Origin of the sequence: Xanthomonas theicola (genome assembly GCF_014236795.1) — a bacterium.
GTDB classification, from domain to species: Bacteria; Pseudomonadota; Gammaproteobacteria; order Xanthomonadales; family Xanthomonadaceae; genus Xanthomonas_A; species Xanthomonas_A theicola.
In genome coordinates this window covers 1227173-1243048 of the sequence record NZ_CP049017.1, presented here as the reverse complement: position 1 = coordinate 1243048, position 15876 = coordinate 1227173, and the positions used below count along the sequence as shown (strand labels likewise).

14 protein-coding genes are annotated in these 15876 nt (G+C 70.8%); 9 read left to right on the top strand and 5 right to left on the bottom strand.

Going from position 1 to position 15876, the window contains the following annotated elements; translation table 11 throughout:
* Positions 1–34: 34 nt before the first annotated feature.
* The gene (msrQ, locus tag G4Q83_RS05575; RefSeq protein WP_128419027.1) at positions 35–682 is read left to right on the top strand and encodes a protein-methionine-sulfoxide reductase heme-binding subunit MsrQ; all 648 of its coding nucleotides are present in this window, start codon (positions 35–37) and stop codon (positions 680–682) included.
* Here msrQ and G4Q83_RS05570 read toward each other — a convergent pair.
* Positions 651–1448 (bottom strand): FHA domain-containing protein, encoded by a 798-nt coding sequence (locus tag G4Q83_RS05570; RefSeq protein WP_128419028.1) that lies wholly within the window; start codon positions 1446–1448, stop codon positions 651–653. The genes msrQ and G4Q83_RS05570 overlap by 32 nt on opposite strands.
* Before the next feature lie 124 nt (positions 1449–1572).
* On the opposite strand from G4Q83_RS05570, the gene G4Q83_RS05565 reads away from it, so the two are divergent.
* Positions 1573–1848, top strand: coding sequence for a polyhydroxyalkanoic acid system family protein (locus G4Q83_RS05565; RefSeq protein ID WP_128419029.1), 276 nt, complete (start codon positions 1573–1575; stop codon positions 1846–1848).
* Between the two features lie 23 nt (positions 1849–1871).
* Here G4Q83_RS05565 and G4Q83_RS05560 read toward each other — a convergent pair whose 3' ends face one another.
* Positions 1872–2591 carry a DUF8198 family protein gene (locus tag G4Q83_RS05560; RefSeq protein ID WP_128419030.1) on the bottom strand — a complete coding sequence of 240 codons (720 nt, stop codon included), beginning with the start codon at positions 2589–2591 and terminating at the stop codon, positions 1872–1874.
* Positions 2592–2689: 98 nt separating this feature from the next.
* On the opposite strand from G4Q83_RS05560, the gene G4Q83_RS05555 reads away from it, so the two are divergent.
* The 3 genes from G4Q83_RS05555 (at position 2690) to G4Q83_RS05545 (ending at position 5908) form a co-directional block, all read left to right on the top strand.
* Positions 2690–3964: a patatin-like phospholipase family protein gene (locus tag G4Q83_RS05555; protein WP_128419031.1), complete on the top strand. Its 1275-nt coding sequence runs from the start codon at positions 2690–2692 to the stop codon at positions 3962–3964.
* An 84-nt stretch (positions 3965–4048) separates the two neighbouring features.
* Positions 4049–4681 (top strand): phasin family protein, encoded by a 633-nt coding sequence (locus G4Q83_RS05550; protein ID WP_128419032.1) that lies wholly within the window; start codon positions 4049–4051, stop codon positions 4679–4681.
* A 198-nt stretch (positions 4682–4879) separates the two neighbouring features.
* Positions 4880–5908, top strand: coding sequence for a restriction endonuclease (locus tag G4Q83_RS05545; RefSeq protein WP_128419033.1), 1029 nt, complete (start codon positions 4880–4882; stop codon positions 5906–5908).
* Between the two features lie 167 nt (positions 5909–6075).
* Here G4Q83_RS05545 and G4Q83_RS05540 read toward each other — a convergent pair whose 3' ends face one another.
* The 3 genes from G4Q83_RS05540 to G4Q83_RS05530 all read right to left on the bottom strand — a co-directional run bounded on the left by G4Q83_RS05540 (position 6076) and on the right by G4Q83_RS05530 (position 10402).
* Positions 6076–8064, bottom strand: a complete 1989-nt coding sequence (locus G4Q83_RS05540) for an SDR family oxidoreductase (RefSeq protein ID WP_128419034.1) — start codon at positions 8062–8064, stop codon at positions 6076–6078.
* Positions 8065–8238: 174 nt separating this feature from the next.
* Positions 8239–8970: a histidine utilization transcriptional repressor HutC gene (gene hutC / locus G4Q83_RS05535; protein WP_128419035.1), complete on the bottom strand. Its 732-nt coding sequence runs from the start codon at positions 8968–8970 to the stop codon at positions 8239–8241.
* Between the two features lie 34 nt (positions 8971–9004).
* Entirely contained in the window at positions 9005–10402 is a 1398-nt protein-coding gene (locus tag G4Q83_RS05530; RefSeq protein WP_128419036.1) for a formimidoylglutamate deiminase, read from the bottom strand.
* A 63-nt stretch (positions 10403–10465) separates the two neighbouring features.
* Here G4Q83_RS05530 and hutI point away from each other — a divergent pair, with 63 nt between their 5' ends.
* From hutI to hutU, 4 genes are all read left to right on the top strand, one after another.
* Entirely contained in the window at positions 10466–11668 is a 1203-nt protein-coding gene (gene hutI / locus G4Q83_RS05525; RefSeq protein ID WP_128419051.1) for an imidazolonepropionase, read from the top strand.
* Positions 11665–13206 carry a histidine ammonia-lyase gene (gene hutH, locus G4Q83_RS05520; protein ID WP_128419037.1) on the top strand — a complete coding sequence of 514 codons (1542 nt, stop codon included), beginning with the start codon at positions 11665–11667 and terminating at the stop codon, positions 13204–13206. The genes hutI and hutH overlap by 4 nt, the downstream gene beginning before the upstream one ends.
* Before the next feature lie 82 nt (positions 13207–13288).
* Entirely contained in the window at positions 13289–14137 is an 849-nt protein-coding gene (gene hutG, locus G4Q83_RS05515) for an N-formylglutamate deformylase (RefSeq protein WP_128419038.1), read from the top strand.
* A complete protein-coding gene (hutU, locus tag G4Q83_RS05510; RefSeq protein ID WP_128419039.1) occupies positions 14134–15801 on the top strand; it encodes a urocanate hydratase in 1668 nt (555 codons plus the stop codon). Before hutG ends, hutU begins: the two co-directional genes overlap by 4 nt.
* The last annotated feature ends 75 nt before the right edge of the window (positions 15802–15876 follow it).

The following is a 15876-nucleotide window of genomic DNA, read 5'->3' as shown; positions in this document are numbered from 1 at the left end:
GGTTCCCGGAAAAGACAAGAGCCAACGCCGGCCAATGCGGGAGGCTCCTGTGAGCCGCCAGGCCTCGGGGGGATTGGTCGCGGCCAAGGCGGTGGTGCATGTGCTGGCGCTGGCGCCGCTGGCCTGGCTGGGTTGGCAGTTCTGGCAGGTGTGGCGCAGCGGCAGCGATGCGCTCGGCGCCGACCCGGTGGCCGAGATCGAGCACCGTACCGGGTTGTGGGCGCTGCGCCTGCTGCTGCTGACCCTGGCGATCGCGCCGCTGCGCCAGCTCAGCGGACAACCGCTGCTGCTGCGCTTCCGGCGCATGCTCGGACTGTATGCGTTCTTCTATGCCTGCGTGCACCTGGGCGCGTACCTGGGCCTGGACCTGCGCGGCTACTGGACGCAGATCTTCGAGGACATCGTCAAGCGCCCCTACATCACCGTCGGCTTCATCGCCTGGGTGCTGCTGGTGCCGCTGGCGATCACCTCGACCCAGGGCTGGATGCGCCGGCTCAAGCGCAACTGGGGCAAGCTGCACAAGGCGATCTACGCGATCGCGGTGCTGGCGGTGCTGCATTTCTGGTGGCTGGTCAAATCGGACATCCGCGAACCGCTGCTGTATGCGGCGATCCTGGCCTCGTTGCTGGGCTGGCGCGGCTGGCGGGCGTTCAGCGCGCGCCGAACCACAGCAACCCGCTGAGCGCGGCCGCCAGCAGCAAGGCGCTGAGCAGCAGCCATGGCCAGCGCAATGCGGTGGCCGGGCGCGCGGCCGCCACTGGCGCGGCGGCCAGCGGGATGCTTGCCGGGTCGGGTTGCAACGGCGCGCCGGCCGCAGCCTGGGGGACTTCCAGCACGAAGCGATGCTGCGCGTCGAACACCAGCTGGTCGCCCGGCTGCAGCCAGCAAGCGCGCACCGCGTTGCCGTTGACCTGGGTAGGCGCATCGTCAAGTCCGCGCAGCAGCACGCGCTCGCCATGGCGCTCCAGGCGCGCATGGCGTTCGGCGAAGGCGGGGTCGTCGATGCAGATGTCGCAGTCGCGCAAACGGCCGATGTAGCGCACGCGGTCCAGGGTGAAGCTGCGGCCATGGTGCTGGCCGCCGACCCCACGCAACAGCAGCCGCGGGTCGTCGCCTGCCGCGTCCGCGGCGTCGGGCAGGCGCTGCAGCGGCTCGCAGGCGCCCTGCACCACCATCTCTACGCCATCGGCATAGACCGCATCGCCGGCACGCAGCAACGCCATGCGCCGCACCGGACGCCCGTTCACATGGATCCCGCGGGCGCCGTTGGCCACCTGCAGCCACAGCCCGCGCCGATCCAGGCAGAACTGCGCCAGCAGCAGCGCACCCTGGGTGTCCTCGACCACGCGCACGTGCCCGGACGCCTGCCGCACGATGCGGTGCACGCCCGCGTGCAAGGGTCGGTCGGGCTGCTGGCGGTTGCTGAAATGGACTTGCAGGTCGGGCACGCCGGGGAGCCTAGCAGGTTGCCCGCGCGGGCAGAAGCGCGCCACGCCTGGACAACACTGCGCGCATACGCACAATGCCTGATCTTTATCCGCGGGCCGCATGCCCGCACGGGAGCCAGCCAGCATGTCCAGCATCGACATCCGCCACGACCACGGCAAGACCCCCGCGCAGGCGCGCAAGGCGATCGAAGACGCCGCCAGGAAGCTGGCGGAACGCTTCGACCTGGAATCGCGCTGGGACGGCGATGCGCTGCTGTTCTCGCGCTCCGGCGTGGACGGGCGCATCGCGCTGCTGCCCAAGCAGGTGCACGTCACCGCCGAATTGGGCTTCCTGCTGTCGGCGCTGAAAGGCACGGTGGAAAGCGAGATCCGCCGCGTGCTGGCCGAAAAGCTCGGCTGAGCGCAGCGCCGGGCGCGGCGCGCTCAGTCGAACGCGAACGGCTGCGGGTGTGCGCCGAACAGGCGCCGCGACACCGCGCGCTCGGTGGTCTCGATATCGCCGATGAAGCCTTCGGCGTCGCCAAGCCGGGAAAACGCGTCGAAGCCGCGCTCCAGGAACCCCTGCAACTCCGACAGCCCCGCCGCCCTGGCCGGGCCGCGCGCGAAGCGTAGCAGCATGCGCACGCCCGGCGTGTGCACCGCCGCGGCCAGGCCCAGGCCGACGCTGGCGATCAGCTCGATCTGGCGCAGGCGCAGGCGGCGCAGTCCGGTCTGCCGGTAGGCCTCGGCGTACAGCGCATCGTCCAGGCGCTTGCGGTGCGGCGCCAGCGCTTGCAGCGCTTGGGCCATGCGCAGATCCAGCGCTTGGGTCAGCACGCCCAGCTCGATGCCGTCGGCGACCGTGTGCAGCAATGTGGCCGGCATCAGCCGCTGCATCATCGGCAGCACCTTGACGATGTCGGCGTCGCGACGGCTGAAATCGCGGTTGCCGTAGACGTCGGTGAGGAAGAACATCGCCGCCGGCCGCCGCTGCGGGTCTTCCAGGAAGTGTTCGAAGCTGCGCTCCAGCCGCTGCGACTGCCAGCGCCGCAGTTCCTGCAGCCAGCGCAGCGCGTTGCGCGGTTCGTGCGCCGGATCGTGCACGGCCTGGTGCCACGCCAGACGGCGGCCGAGTCGTTCCAGAACGGGATTGCTGCGCGCCATGGGCGCCGATGATGGTGCCAGCGGGGTACGACCGCAAGCGGGCCGATGGCGCACACGCCGTGGGCTACACTGCGGGCGACGTCTCCAGCGGACTACGCATGCTCTCCCTCCACAGCGCCTCGCCACGCCCTCGCTCGCACGGCCGCATCGGCCTGGCCATCGCCGGCGGCGGGCCGATCGGCGGCATGTACGGGCTCGGCGCGCTGCGCGCGCTGGACGAGGCCCTGGACGGACTCGACCTGACCCGACTGGACTGCTACGTCGGGGTCAGTTCCGGCGCATTCCTGACCGCCGGTCTGGCCAATCGCATCAGCAGCGCCGAGATCTGCCGGATCTTCGTCACCGGCAACAGCGACGATGCGCGCTTCCGGCCGGAGGATTTCCTGCGTCCCAACGTCTACGAGTACCTGCGCCGCGCCGCGACCCTGCCCAAGCTCGCCTATGGCTGGTGGCACGATCTGCTGACCGAGCCGCGCAAGACCCGCTGGTCGGACCTGATCGCGCGCTTCGGCGGACTGGTGCCCAGCGGGCTGTTCGACAACGCGGGGGTCGAGCGCTTCATGCACGAGGTGTTCAGCCGGCGCGGCCGCAGCAACGATTTCCGCGCGCTGGACGCCGACCTGTTCGTGGTCGCGGTGGATCTGGACAGCGGTCGCACCGTGCGCTTCGGCGAGCCGGGCCTGGACCAGGTGCCGATCTCGCTGGCGGTACAGGCCAGCGCCGCGCTGCCCGGGCTGTACCCACCGGTGGAGATCGGCGGCCGCCACTACGTCGACGGCGCGCTGCGGCGCACGATGCATGCCTCCACGCTGCTGGAGCGCGGCATCGACTTGATGATCGGGATCAATCCGCTGGTGCCCTACGACGCCACCCATGCGCCGCGCCGCAACGGCCAGATCGATCGCGCGCGGCTGCTCAGCGGCGGCCTGCCGGCGGTGCTGTCGCAGACCTTCCGCACCCTGCTGCAATCGCGCATGCAGGTCGGACTGGAGAAATACGCGCGGCAGTACCCGCGGGTGGACCAACTGGTGTTCGAGCCCAATGCCGACAACAGCGAACTGTTTTTCACCAATCTGTTCAGCTATGCCGCGCGCCACCGCGTGTGCCAGCTGGCCTATCGCAACACGCTGGCCGACCTGCGCCGCAACGCCCAGGCGCTGGAGCCGATGCTGGCCGCGCACGGCATCGCCCTGCGCCACCAGATCCTCAACGACCGCCAGCGCACCTTCCTCGACGGCGTGGACGTGCAGCCGCGGCGGACCACCGAGACCACCGCGCGCCTGCGCCGCGCGCTCGACGACGTCGACCAGGTCATCGCCGGGCACCGCGCCACGCGCCGCACGCGGCACCCGCCGCCGCGTTCTGCCGACTGAGGCACCGGCGCTGGTGTGATTACTCTAACCAACGCCGCGAGTCTCGAGCCCAGCCACCCAACTGCCGTAAGGAACCGCACCGTCATGGCCACCCTGAAAAAGTCCGCACGCAAGAAGAAGACGGCCGCCGCCGACGAGGGCCTGCAGGCGCAGGCGGAAAAGCTGTCCAGGCGCCTGGGCGAATCGGCGCAGCAGGTCTGGTTGGCCGGGGTCGGTGCGTACGGCCGCGCCCGGGCCGAGGGCGGCAAGCTGTTCGAGACCCTGGTGAAGGAAGGCGTGAGCCTGGAACAGAGCACGCGCAAGCTGGCCGGCGGCGGCGTCGACGCAGTGCGCGATGCGGTGGAGAACCGCGTGGGCCAGGCGCGCGAGCGCGCCACCGATACCTGGGACCGGCTGGAGAAAGTGTTCGAGGACCGGGTGCAGCGCGCACTGCGCAGGCTGGAAGTACCCAGCCGCGAAGACCTCGGCACTCTGGTCGATCGCGTGGACGCATTGAACGCCGAGTTGCGCAATCTCGGCACTGGCCGCCGCGCGCGCAAGGTCCCGGCCAAGGCGGCGCCTGTCAAGAAAGCCACCAAGGCGGCCGCTTCCAAGCCGCGCCCGGCCAAGCAGGCGGCGCCGGCCCGGCGCCGCGCCGGTCCGGTGGTGACCAGCGCCGCACCCGCGCCGAAACGCGCCAGCCGCAAGCACACCGGGGCGGAGCCGGCCGCCGAGTGACGTTTTGTTGCAAGGCAGCATATTTTCCCGACAATCATGACGGACTCGCCAGTCCATCTGAAGACCGTTTGCTCCCCTCCCCTCTCGGCTTCGGACTGGCGGGTCCTCTGCTGTCCGCCGTTCCCCCGCTGCCGCCTTGCCGGCGCTGCGACACGCTGACGATAGACTGGCGTCATTAGAAGCGTTGCGGGTGCGAGCATGTTTTCCTGGATAGTGGCAGCGGTGTCGGCAATTGCAGCATGGCTCGCCGCCACGCTCTACCTGTGGGTGGTCCGCCGCCGCGAGAACGAGACCACCGCCGGGCTGCACGCCCTGGCCGGACTGCATTGGCGCGATTTCTCGCGGATGGTGCGGCGTGCGATGCGCGAGCAGCGCGACCTGCACGACGCCATGGCCGAGGCGGACGCGATCAAGCAACCGCAAAGCGATTTCGTGATGACCCGCGGCGATGCACGCTGGCTGCTGTCGTGCAAGCATGGCCGCGCCTACCGGATCGGCTCGGCCGCGGTCAACGAACTGGGCGCCGCGGCGCGGCTGATGGGCGCGCAGGGCGGCATCCTGGTCACCGAGGGCAAGGTGCAGCGCGACGGCATCGCCGCGGCCGGCAAGCAGTCGGTGGAGATCCTCGACGGCCGCCGCATCTGGCCGATGCTCAAGCGCTACCTGCCCAGCGAACTGGAGGACGGGGTGATCGGCACCAGCCGCCGGCGTGCGCAGCGGCATATCGCGATCGCCACGCTGGCTGCGCTGACGCTGGGCCTGCTGGTGGGACTGGGTGGGCTGGCGCTGCAGCAGCGCAGCGCCGATGCCGCCTCGGCCGCCACGCTGCCCGCGCCAGCTACGCCCGCACCAGCACCCGCTCTTGCCACGCCAGCATCCACGCCAGCGCCGCCCGCGGCCAGGACGCCGCCGGTCGCCGCGACTGCTGTACCTGCCGCGCCCGCGGCCGAGGCGCGGCCGGCAAGCGCAGAACCCGATGCCGCCACCGAGGCCGGTTATCGCCAGTCGGTGTCCAAGGCCCTGGCCAGGACGCCCGGCGTGATCCGCGGCATCTGGCAGACGCAGATGACCCTGGTGATCGACCGCAGCGGCGACGACGCGCAGGTATGGCCGGGGATCTGCAAGGAAGTGGAACGCTACCCCTCGCTGCGCACCGTCCGCATCCAGCTCAATCCGCGCCCCGACCGCGACGAGCCGGTGCGCTGGCGGCAATGCAGGACGTTTTGAGGGCCCGGGACCCGGGACCCGGGACCCGGAAAAACGTAAAGCCGAAAGCAAGAAAGCAACCATCGAGGTTGCTTTTTTTGTTTCCGCCAATCTCGAATCAAGCGCTCGGATGCCGCAACGGGGACCCACCGGGTCCCGGGTCCCGGGTCCCGAGTCCCGACGCCACCTCACCAATGCACACCGCGCATCAACGCCGCGAAGGCGATCTGCTCCTGGCTGGGCTTGGCGTCGCGCAGCGCCTTGCGGTCGCCCTTGGCCGCGGCCGAGTCCGGGAACAGTTCGAAGGCGGTGTTCATCACCACCTCGTAGGCCTTCGGCGCGACCGCGTTGAGCAGCGCGGCGAAGATGCCAAGCCGCGTCGCCACCCGGCTCGGGCGCTCGATGATCGCCTTGACCATCAGGTCGGCGGCCTCTTCCACGCTCAGCGTCGGCACGCTGTCGTACATCTTGGTCGGCGCGATCATCGGCGTCTTCACCAGCGGCATGTTGACCGTGGTGAAGCTGATGCCCTTGCCCGACAGTTCGCCCTGCGCGCAGCGGCTCCACGCGTCCAGCGCCGCCTTGGAGGCCACGTACGCGGAGAAGCGCGGCGAATTGGCCAGCACGCCGATCGAGCTGACGTTGATGATGTGGCCCGTGCGCCGCGCGGTCATGCCCGGCAGCACGCCCATGATCAGGCGCAGGCTGCCGAAGTAGTTCAGCTGCATGGTGCGCTCGAAGTCGTGGAAGCGGTCGTAGCTCAGCTCGATCGAGCGGCGGATCGAACGGCCGGCGTTGTTGATCAGCACGTCGACGTGGCCGTGCGCCTCGAGCACGGTCTTGAGCAGCGCATCGCAGCCGGCCAGGTCGGACAGATCCGCGGTATAGGCGAACACCTTGCCGCCCTTGGCGTTCATCGCATCGCGCGCGGCGTGCAGCTCCTGCTCGCCGCGCGCGACGATGATGGTGGTGGCGCCGGCGGCGGCGACGCGCTGCGCGGTGGCCAGGCCGATCCCAGAGGACCCGCCGGTGATCAGCACCACCTTGCCGCGCACCTTGCCCTTCAGCGTGCGGTCGACGAACAGGTCCGGATCCAGGTGCCGTTCCCAGTGGTCCCACAGGCGCCAGGCATAGTCCTCCAGCCGCGGCACGGCGATGCCGCTGCCCTTCAGCGCGCGCTCGGTCTCGCGACTGTCGAAACGGGTGGGATAGGTGATGAACTTCAGCACCTCGCGCGGGATGCGGAAATCGCGCAGCAGCATGCCGATGAAGCGGCGGATCGGCGGCAGCCCGCCGACCGCGGCGCGGATCCCCGCCGGCACGAACGCGAACATGCGCGCGTCCACCCGCAAGGTCATCTCCGGCGCGTGGCCGGCGCGGCAGAACACGTTGAGCACCTCGCCCACGCGCAGCGGCTCCGGGTCGGTGAGGTGGAAGGTATGGCCGTCGAGCCTGGGCTTGTGCGCGATGTGGTCCATCGCATCGGCGACGAAATCCACCGGCACCAGGTTGATGCGCCCGCCCTCGATGCCGAGCACCGGCGCCCACGGCGGCAACAGCTGGCGCAGCTTCTTGATCAGCGGAAAGAAGTAGTAAGGCCCGTCGATCTTGTCGATCGCGCCACTGCGCGAATCGCCGACCACCATGCCGGGGCGGTAGATGCGCCACTTGATCCGGGTTTCCGCGCGCACCAGCGCCTCGGCATCGTGCTTGGTGCGCAGGTAGGGATCGTCGAGGCCTTCGGCCTCCTCGAACATGTCCTCGCGGAAGATGCCCGGGTACAGCCCGGCCACCGCGATCGAGCTGGTGTGGTGGAAGATGCCGGCGCCGATCTGCGCGGCCAGCTCCAGGGCATGGCGAGTGCCGTCGAGATTGGCCACGCGCTGCGCCTCGGCCTTGGCGGCGAGATCGTACAGCGCCGCGAGGTGGAAGAAGTGCTTGACCTTGCCGCGCAGCGCCTGCCGTTGCGCCTCGCCCAGCCCGCAGCAATCGCTGCCGACATCGCCATGCAGCACCACCAGGCGCTTGGCGTCCCAGCCCTGCTCGCGGATCAGCGCGTCGAACTTGCGTTGCGACTCCTTGCGGACCAGGACGTGGATGAGGCCTTTGCGCCGCATCAGGTCGGCCAGCAGATAACGGCCAATGAAACCGGTGGCGCCCGTCACGAAATACGTCATGCCCAACCATCCCTCGTTGTGCGGCCGCGGCCCCTCGCCCCGTCCTGGACGCTAACTTGCCAGAGTGCGGCAGGCAGGACAAACGCACGCCGGGGTACGGTGCACGCGTGCGGTGTGCGGCGGCGCAGCATCGAGCGGCGCCGGCGCGAGGACGTTGCGCCCGTCGCAGCCGACTCAGCGCGTGCCGGGCGAGAACCGCGCCACCAGGTCGTAGGTGTCGCCGAGGAACACCTGGCGCACGAAGGTCACCGCCTGCTCGCCGCGCCAGGTCTGCCGGTCGATCAGCAGGCAGGCGGCGCCGGCGGCCACCTGCAGCCGCGCCGCCTGCGCGGGAGTGGCACCGACCGCGCTGATGCGGTGCTCGGCGCGGGTCCACGACACCTGCTGCAGCAGCCAGCTGCCGGGCACGACGACCGCGAAATCCATCTGCAGCGCTTCCGGCACCGCCACCGGATTGATCACCCGCTCCTCCAGCGCGAACGGACGCCCGTCGGCGTAGTGCAGGCAGTGCAGCGCCAGCAATGTGCCGGCGGCGGCGACCCCGGCCTCCTGCGCCGGCTCGGCGCGCGGCGCGCGCTGGCATCGTTCGAGCAGTTCGAAGCGGTAGGCATGGCCGCGCGCGGCGACCTCGACCGGAATGTCGGGGATGTCCAGCGCCACCTGTTCCATGTGCGGATGCGGCCGCGCCACGAACGAGCCGGCGCGGCGCCGGCGTTCGATCATGCCGGCGTCGGCCAGCAGCGCCAGCACCTTGTTGACCGTCATCCGCGAGCAGGCGTATTGCGCCATCAGTTCGTGCTCGAACGGGATGCGATGGCCGGGCGGCCATTCGCCGCTGCGGATGCGGCCTTCGATATCGCGGCGGATACGCTGGTTGAGCGTCGCGGCGGGCCGGGGCCGGCTCATCGGCGCGCCTGCGCGGCCGCGTGGCGGCGCCGGATCACGCGTCCAGCAGCCCAGTCAGCGCCCGTGCGTAGGCCGCGGCGACCGCATCGCGGCGGTGATGGCGGCCGTCGCGCACCAGCTCGCGGCCATTGCGCCAGACCGAACGCACCGCGCCACGCCGCGCGGCGAAGATCCAACTGTCGAGCAACGCATCGCCGTGGCGCGCGCACAACGCCGGATGCGCCGGATCCAGTTCCACCAGGTCGGCCGGCGCGCCCGCCCGCAGGCCCTGCGCCACGCCCAGCGCCTGCGCCGCGCCCTGCGCCGCGGACTGCAACAGGAAACGGCCGCTGGACTGCGCGGCGTCGCCCGCGAGCACGTTGCGCCCGCGCAACTGCAGGCGCTGGCCGTATTCGAGCAGGCGCAGTTCTTCGGCCGCATCGATCAGCACGTTGGAATCGGAGCCGACGCCGAAGCGCCCGCCGGCATCGACGAACGCGCGCATCGGGAACAGCCCGTCGCCCAGATTGGCCTCGGTGATCGGGCATAGCCCGACCACCGCGCCGCTGGCGGCGACCGCCTGCACTTCGGCGGCCTCGACGTGGGTGGCGTGGACCAGGCACCAGCGCGCGTCCACCGACGCATGCGCCAGCAGCCACTGCACCGGCCGCTGCCCGCTCCAGGCCAGGCAGGCCGCGACCTCGCGGGTCTGCTCGGCGATATGGATGTGCACCGGGCCGTCGCACAGCGGCAATAGCGCGGCCAGTTCGCCCGGGGTGACCGCGCGCAGGCTGTGCGGGGCGATGCCGAGCACCGCGTCGTCGAGACCGCGCAGCGCGCGGCCACTGCCGTCGAGCAGCTCGGCGTAGCCGTCCACGTCGTGGAGCAGCCGCCGCTGCGCCGGGTGCGGCGCGACGCCGCCGAAATCGGCATGCGCATAGAACACCGGCAGCAGGGTCAGGCCGATGCCGCTGGTCCGCGCGGCGGCGGCCAGGCGCTGCGCCATCTCGGCGCGGTCGGCATACGGCCGGCCATCGGCGGCGTGGTGCAGGTAGTGGAATTCGCCGACGCGGGTGAAGCCGGCCTCCAGCATCTCCACGTAGGCCTGCTCGGCGATGGCCTGCATGCTGTCCGGGTCCAGCCGCTGCAGGAAGCGGTACATCAGCTCGCGCCAGCTCCAGAAACTGTCGCCGCTGCGGCCACCGACTTCGGTCAGCCCGGCCATGCCGCGCTGGAACGCGTGACTGTGCAGGTTGCCCAGGCCGGGCACGGCGATCGCCAGCGCGTGATCGCCGCGCGCCGCGGCCACGCCGGACTGCACCGCGACGATGCGCCCGCCGCGCACCTCGATCCGCACGTCGCGCGCCCAGCCCTCCGACAGCAGCGCCTGCGCGCACCAGAAACCGCTGGTCCCTTCGTTTCCGCCCGCCTGCTGCTGCGCCACGGTCTGCACTGGACACCTTCTGTCGACCACAATATTGTATATACAAAATAACCGACGAGCCCGCCCGTGACCATGCCCTGCGACACGCTCTGGCACAACGCCCGTCTGATGACACTGGACGCCGAGGACGGCGGGCTGGGCCTGATCCGCGACGGCGTGATCGCCTGCCGCGACGGCCGCATCGTCTACGCCGGCGCTGCCGCGGCGCTGCCGGCGCCGCTGGCCGTACAGCGCAGCGTCGACTGCGGCGGACGCTGGATCGGCCCGGGCCTGATCGACTGCCATACCCACCTGGTCTACGCCGGCAACCGCGCCGGTGAGTTCGAACAGCGCCTGCTCGGCGCCAGCTACGCCGACATCGCCCGTGCCGGCGGCGGCATCGTCGCCACCGTGCGCGCCACCCGCGCCGCCGATGAAGCCGCATTGCTCGCCGCCAGCCTGCCGCGGCTGGACGCGCTGCTGGCCGAGGGCGTGACCACGGTGGAGATCAAGTCGGGCTACGGGCTCACCCTGCACGACGAACTGCGCCTGCTGCGGGTGGCGCGGCGCCTGGGCGAACTGCGCCAGGTGGCGGTGGCGCCCACTTTCCTCGGCGCGCATGCGGTGCCGCCCGGGGTGCAGGCGCAGGCCTACATCGACGAAGTCTGCGAACGGATGATCCCCGAGGTCGCCGCGCTGGGCCTGGCCGAGGCGGTGGACGTGTTCTGCGAACACCTCGCGTTCACCCCCGCGCAGACCGAACAGGTGTTCCAGGCGGCGCAGCGGCACGGCCTGGCGCTGAAGATCCATGCCGAGCAACTGTCCAACCAGGGCGGCGCGGCCTTGGCGGCGCGCTACGGCGCGTGCTCGGCCGACCACATCGAGTATCTGGACGACAGGGGCGTGGCCGCGATGGCCGCCGCCGGCACCGTGGCGGTGCTGCTGCCGGGCGCGTTCTACTTCACCGGCGACACGCAGCTGCCGCCGATCGCCGCGCTGCGCGCCGCCGGGGTGCCGCGCGCGCTGGCCACCGACTGCAATCCCGGCACCTCGCCGCTGACCAGCCCTCTACTGGCGATGAACCTGGCGGCGACGCTGTTCCGCATGACCGTGGCCGAATGCATCGCCGGCTTCACCCGCGAAGCGGCGCGCGCGCTGGGACGCCATGCGCAGGTCGGCCGGCTGCGCGCCGGGCTGCACTGCGACCTGGCGATCTGGGACATCGAAGAACCGGCCGAACTGGTCTATCGCATGGGCTTCAACCCACTGCATGCGCGCATCTGGAGGGGACAATGAGCAACCGGATCGTGCTGTGCCCGGGCGCAGTGAGCCTGGCGCAGTGGCGCGCCGTGTACCGCGGTGCCGGCGTGCGCCTGGATCCGGCCTGCGCCGAGGCGGTGCTGCGCAGCGCGCAGACGGTGGAGGCGATCGTCGCCAAGGGCGCGCCGGTGTACGGCATCAACACCGGCTTCGGCAAGCTGGCCAGCGTGCGCATCGCGCGCGAGGACCTGGACACCATGCAGCGCAATATCGTGCTCTCGCATGCGGCCGGGGTCGGCGAGCCGATGCCGGTGGCGGTGGTGCGGCTGATGCTGGCGCTGAAGCTGGCCAGCCTGGCGCAGGGCGCTTCGGGCGTGCGCCCGGCCACGCTGGCGCTGCTGGAAGCGCTGCTGCGCCACGACGTGATCCCGGTGGTGCCGTGCCAGGGCTCGGTCGGCGCCTCCGGCGACCTGGCGCCACTGGCGCACCTGGCCACGGTGATGATCGGCGTCGGCGAGGCCTTCGTCGGCGGCCGGCGCATGCCCGCCGCGCAGGCGCTGGCGCAGGCCGGGTTGCAGCCGCTGGCGCTGGGCGCCAAGGAAGGGCTGGCGCTGCTCAACGGCACCCAGTACTCCACCGCCTACGCCTTGGCCGGCCTGTTCGAGATCGAACGCGTGTTCCATGCCGCGCTGGTCGCCGGCGCGCTGTCCACCGAGGCGGCGAAGGGCGCGGACACCCCGTTCGATCCGCGCATCCATGCCTTGCGCGGCCAGCGCGGGCAGATCGCCACCGCCGCCGCGCTGCGTGAGCTGATGCGCGGCTCGGCGATCCGCGACTCGCACCGCGACAACGACGTGCGCGTGCAGGACCCGTACTGCCTGCGCTGCCAGCCGCAGGTGATGGGCGCGGCGCTGGACGTGATGCGCCAGGCCGCGACCACGCTGGCGATCGAAGCCAACGGCGTGTCCGACAATCCGCTGGTGGTCAGCGATACCGGCGAGGCGCTGTCCGGCGGCAACTTCCACGCCGAGCCGGTGGCCTTCGCCGCCGACATGCTGGCGCTGGCGGTGTGCGAGATCGGCTCGATCAGCGAACGCCGCGTGGCGATGCTGGTGGATCCGGCGCTGTCAGGATTGCCGGCGTTCCTGACCCCGAAGCCGGGGCTCAACTCCGGCTTCATGATCCCGCAGGTGACAGCCGCGGCGCTGGTGTCGGAGAACAAGCAGCGCGCCTACCCGGCCAGCGTCGATTCGATCCCGACCTCGGCCAACCAGGAAGACCACGTGTCGATGGCCGCGCACGGCGCGCGGCGCCTGCTGGCGATGGCCGAGAACGCGGCCAACGTGGTCGGCATCGAACTGCTGGCCGCCGCGCAGGGCTGCGACTTCCACGCGCCGCTGCGCTCCAGCGCCGCGCTGGAGGCGGCGCGCGCGTTGCTGCGCGCGCAGGTGCCGACGCTGCAGGACGACCGCTGTTTCCATCCGGACATGCTGGCCGCCACCGCGCTGGTGCGCGACGGTGCGCTGGCCGAGACGATCGGCTTGCCGTTGCCCGATGCCATTTCCTCCCTGTAGACGCGGCGTCGGCCACGACAGGACGTCGCCGGAGCACAGCCGGCCGCGGCCGTAGCCCTCCTGCGAAAAGCGAGCACGCGCGATGACCATCCTCCCCGACTGCCTCACCCTCCACCGCGGCGATGCGCCGCTGATCGTCAGCTTTCCGCATGCCGGGACCACGCTGCCCGATGCGTTGGCCGGGCGTTTCGTCTCGCCGTGGCTGGCACGCCGCGACGCGGACTGGTGGGTGGATGAGCTGTACGCCTTCGCCCGCGACCTGGGCGCCACCACGCTGCGCTCGGCGGTGTCGCGCTCGGTGATCGATCTCAACCGCGATCCGCGCGGCGTCTCGCTCTACCCGGGCCAGAACACCACCGGCCTGTGTCCGCTGACCACCTTCGACAATCAGCGGCTGTACCGCGACGGCGAGGAGCCGCACGCGGATGAAATCGCGCACCGCCGCGCCACCTGGTTCGCGCCCTACCATGCCGCGCTGGCCGACCAGATCGCCCGGCTGCGCGCGATCCACGGCAGCGTGGTGGTCTACGATGCGCACTCGATCCGCTCGCGCATCCCGCACCTGTTCGAAGGCGAACTGCCGCAGTTCAACATCGGCACCGCCGGCCCATCCGGGGTAGCCGATACCAGCTGCGACAACGCGCTGAGCGATGCGGTGGAGACGTTGTGCGCGGCGAGCGGCCTGCGCCACGTGCGCAACGGACGCTTCAAGGGCGGCTACATCACCCGCCACTACAGCGACATCCCCGGCGGCGTCCACACCCTGCAGATGGAACTGGCCTGCCGCGGCTACATGCACGAACCCGACTGCGTGGACGCGCGCAATTGGCCCACGCCGCTGGATCCCGACCACGCCGCACCGCTGCGCCGCACGCTGCAGCAGGTGCTCGCGTCCTGTATCGAATTCGCACACGCCAGGAATCCCGCATGACTCGCCTCGACACCACCCGCACGATCCACGCGCCCACCGGCAGCACCCTCACCTGCAAGAGCTGGCTGACCGAAGCGCCGCTGCGCATGCTGATGAACAACCTGGATCCGGACGTGGCCGAGCGTCCGCAGGAACTGGTGGTGTACGGCGGCATCGGCCGCGCCGCGCGCGACTGGGAATCCTTCGACGCGATCGTGGTCGCGCTCAGGCGCCTGGACGACGACCAGACCCTGCTGGTGCAGTCCGGCAAGCCGGTCGGCGTGTTCCGCACCCACGCCGATGCGCCGCGGGTGCTGATCGCCAACTCCAACCTGGTGCCGCGCTGGGCCACCTGGGACCACTTCAACGAACTGGACAGGAAAGGCCTGGCGATGTACGGGCAGATGACCGCCGGCAGCTGGATCTACATCGGCGCGCAAGGCATCGTCCAGGGCACCTACGAGACCTTCGTGGAGATGGGCCGCCAGCACTATGCCGGCAGCCTGGCCGGCAAATGGCTGTTCACCGGCGGCCTCGGCGGCATGGGCGGCGCGCAGCCGCTGGCCGCGGTGATGGCCGGCGCCTCGTGCCTGGCGGTGGAATGCCGCAAGAGCAGCATCGAGATGCGCCTGCGCACCGGCTATCTCGACACCTGGACCGACGACCTGGACGAAGCGCTGCGCCTGATCGAGGAATCGTGCACGGCGAAGAAGCCGCTGTCGGTGGGCCTGCTCGGCAACGTCGCCGACGTGCTCGCCGAACTGCTGGCGCGCGGGGTCAAGCCGGACCTGCTGACCGACCAGACCTCCGCGCACGACCCGGTCAACGGCTACCTGCCGCAGGGCTGGACCGTCGAACAGTGGGACGAAAAGCAGGTGAACGCGCCGAAGGAAGTGGAAGCGGCCGCGCGCGACTCGATGGCCAACCACATCCGCGCCATGCTCGCCTTCCACGCGCTCGGCGTGCCGACCGTGGACTACGGCAACAACCTGCGGCAGATGGCGCTGGAGGAAGGCGTCGAGAATGCCTTCGACTTCCCCGGCTTCGTCCCCGCCTATATCCGCCCGCTGTTCTGCCGCGGCATCGGCCCGTTCCGCTGGGCGGCGCTCTCCGGCGATCCGGAAGACATCGCCAGGACCGACGCCAAGGTCAAACAGCTGATCCCGGACGACCCGCACCTGCACCGCTGGCTGGACATGGCCGCCGAAAAGATCAAGTTCCAGGGCCTGCCGGCGCGCATCTGCTGGGTCGGCCTGGGCGACCGCGACCGCCTGGGCCTGGCGTTCAACGAAATGGTGGCCAACGGCGAACTGAAGGCGCCGGTGGTGATCGGCCGCGATCACCTGGATTCGGGCAGCGTCGCCTCGCCCAACCGCGAGACCGAAGCCATGGCCGACGGCTCCGACGCCGTGTCCGACTGGCCGCTGCTCAACGCCCTGCTCAACACCGCCAGCGGCGCCACCTGGGTCTCGCTGCACCACGGCGGCGGCGTCGGCATGGGCTTCTCCCAGCACGCCGGCATGGTCATCGTCTGCGACGGCAGCGAGGCCGCCGCCAAGCGCATCGCCCGCGTGCTGTGGAACGACCCCGCTACTGGTGTGATGCGCCATGCGGATGCGGGGTATGAGATCGCGGTGGAATGCGCGAAGGAGAAGGGACTGGATCTGCCCGGGATTCTGGGCTGATCGCGTGCCGCGGGGTGGGTGCTGGCCACTGGCCGGCAACCGCCTGCCTTCTGTAGAGCCGAGCATGCTCGGCGC

Bases quoted from the DNA above. Each gene is read 5' to 3' on its own strand.
- msrQ (WP_128419027.1), top strand. From the start codon at position 35: ATGCGGGAGGCTCCTGTGAGCCGCCAGGCCTCGGGGGGATTGGTCGCG.
- G4Q83_RS05565 (WP_128419029.1), top strand. From the start codon at position 1,573: ATGTCCAGCATCGACATCCGCCACGACCACGGCAAGACCCCCGCGCAG.
- G4Q83_RS05560 (WP_128419030.1), bottom strand. From the start codon at position 2,591: ATGGCGCGCAGCAATCCCGTTCTGGAACGACTCGGCCGCCGTCTGGCG.
- G4Q83_RS05555 (WP_128419031.1), top strand. From the start codon at position 2,690: ATGCTCTCCCTCCACAGCGCCTCGCCACGCCCTCGCTCGCACGGCCGC.
- G4Q83_RS05550 (WP_128419032.1), top strand. From the start codon at position 4,049: ATGGCCACCCTGAAAAAGTCCGCACGCAAGAAGAAGACGGCCGCCGCC.
- G4Q83_RS05545 (WP_128419033.1), top strand. From the start codon at position 4,880: ATGTTTTCCTGGATAGTGGCAGCGGTGTCGGCAATTGCAGCATGGCTC.
- G4Q83_RS05540 (WP_128419034.1), bottom strand. From the start codon at position 8,064: ATGACGTATTTCGTGACGGGCGCCACCGGTTTCATTGGCCGTTATCTG.
- hutC (WP_128419035.1), bottom strand. From the start codon at position 8,970: ATGAGCCGGCCCCGGCCCGCCGCGACGCTCAACCAGCGTATCCGCCGC.
- hutI (WP_128419051.1), top strand. From the start codon at position 10,466: ATGCCCTGCGACACGCTCTGGCACAACGCCCGTCTGATGACACTGGAC.
- hutH (WP_128419037.1), top strand. From the start codon at position 11,665: ATGAGCAACCGGATCGTGCTGTGCCCGGGCGCAGTGAGCCTGGCGCAG.
- hutG (WP_128419038.1), top strand. From the start codon at position 13,289: ATGACCATCCTCCCCGACTGCCTCACCCTCCACCGCGGCGATGCGCCG.
- hutU (WP_128419039.1), top strand. From the start codon at position 14,134: ATGACTCGCCTCGACACCACCCGCACGATCCACGCGCCCACCGGCAGC.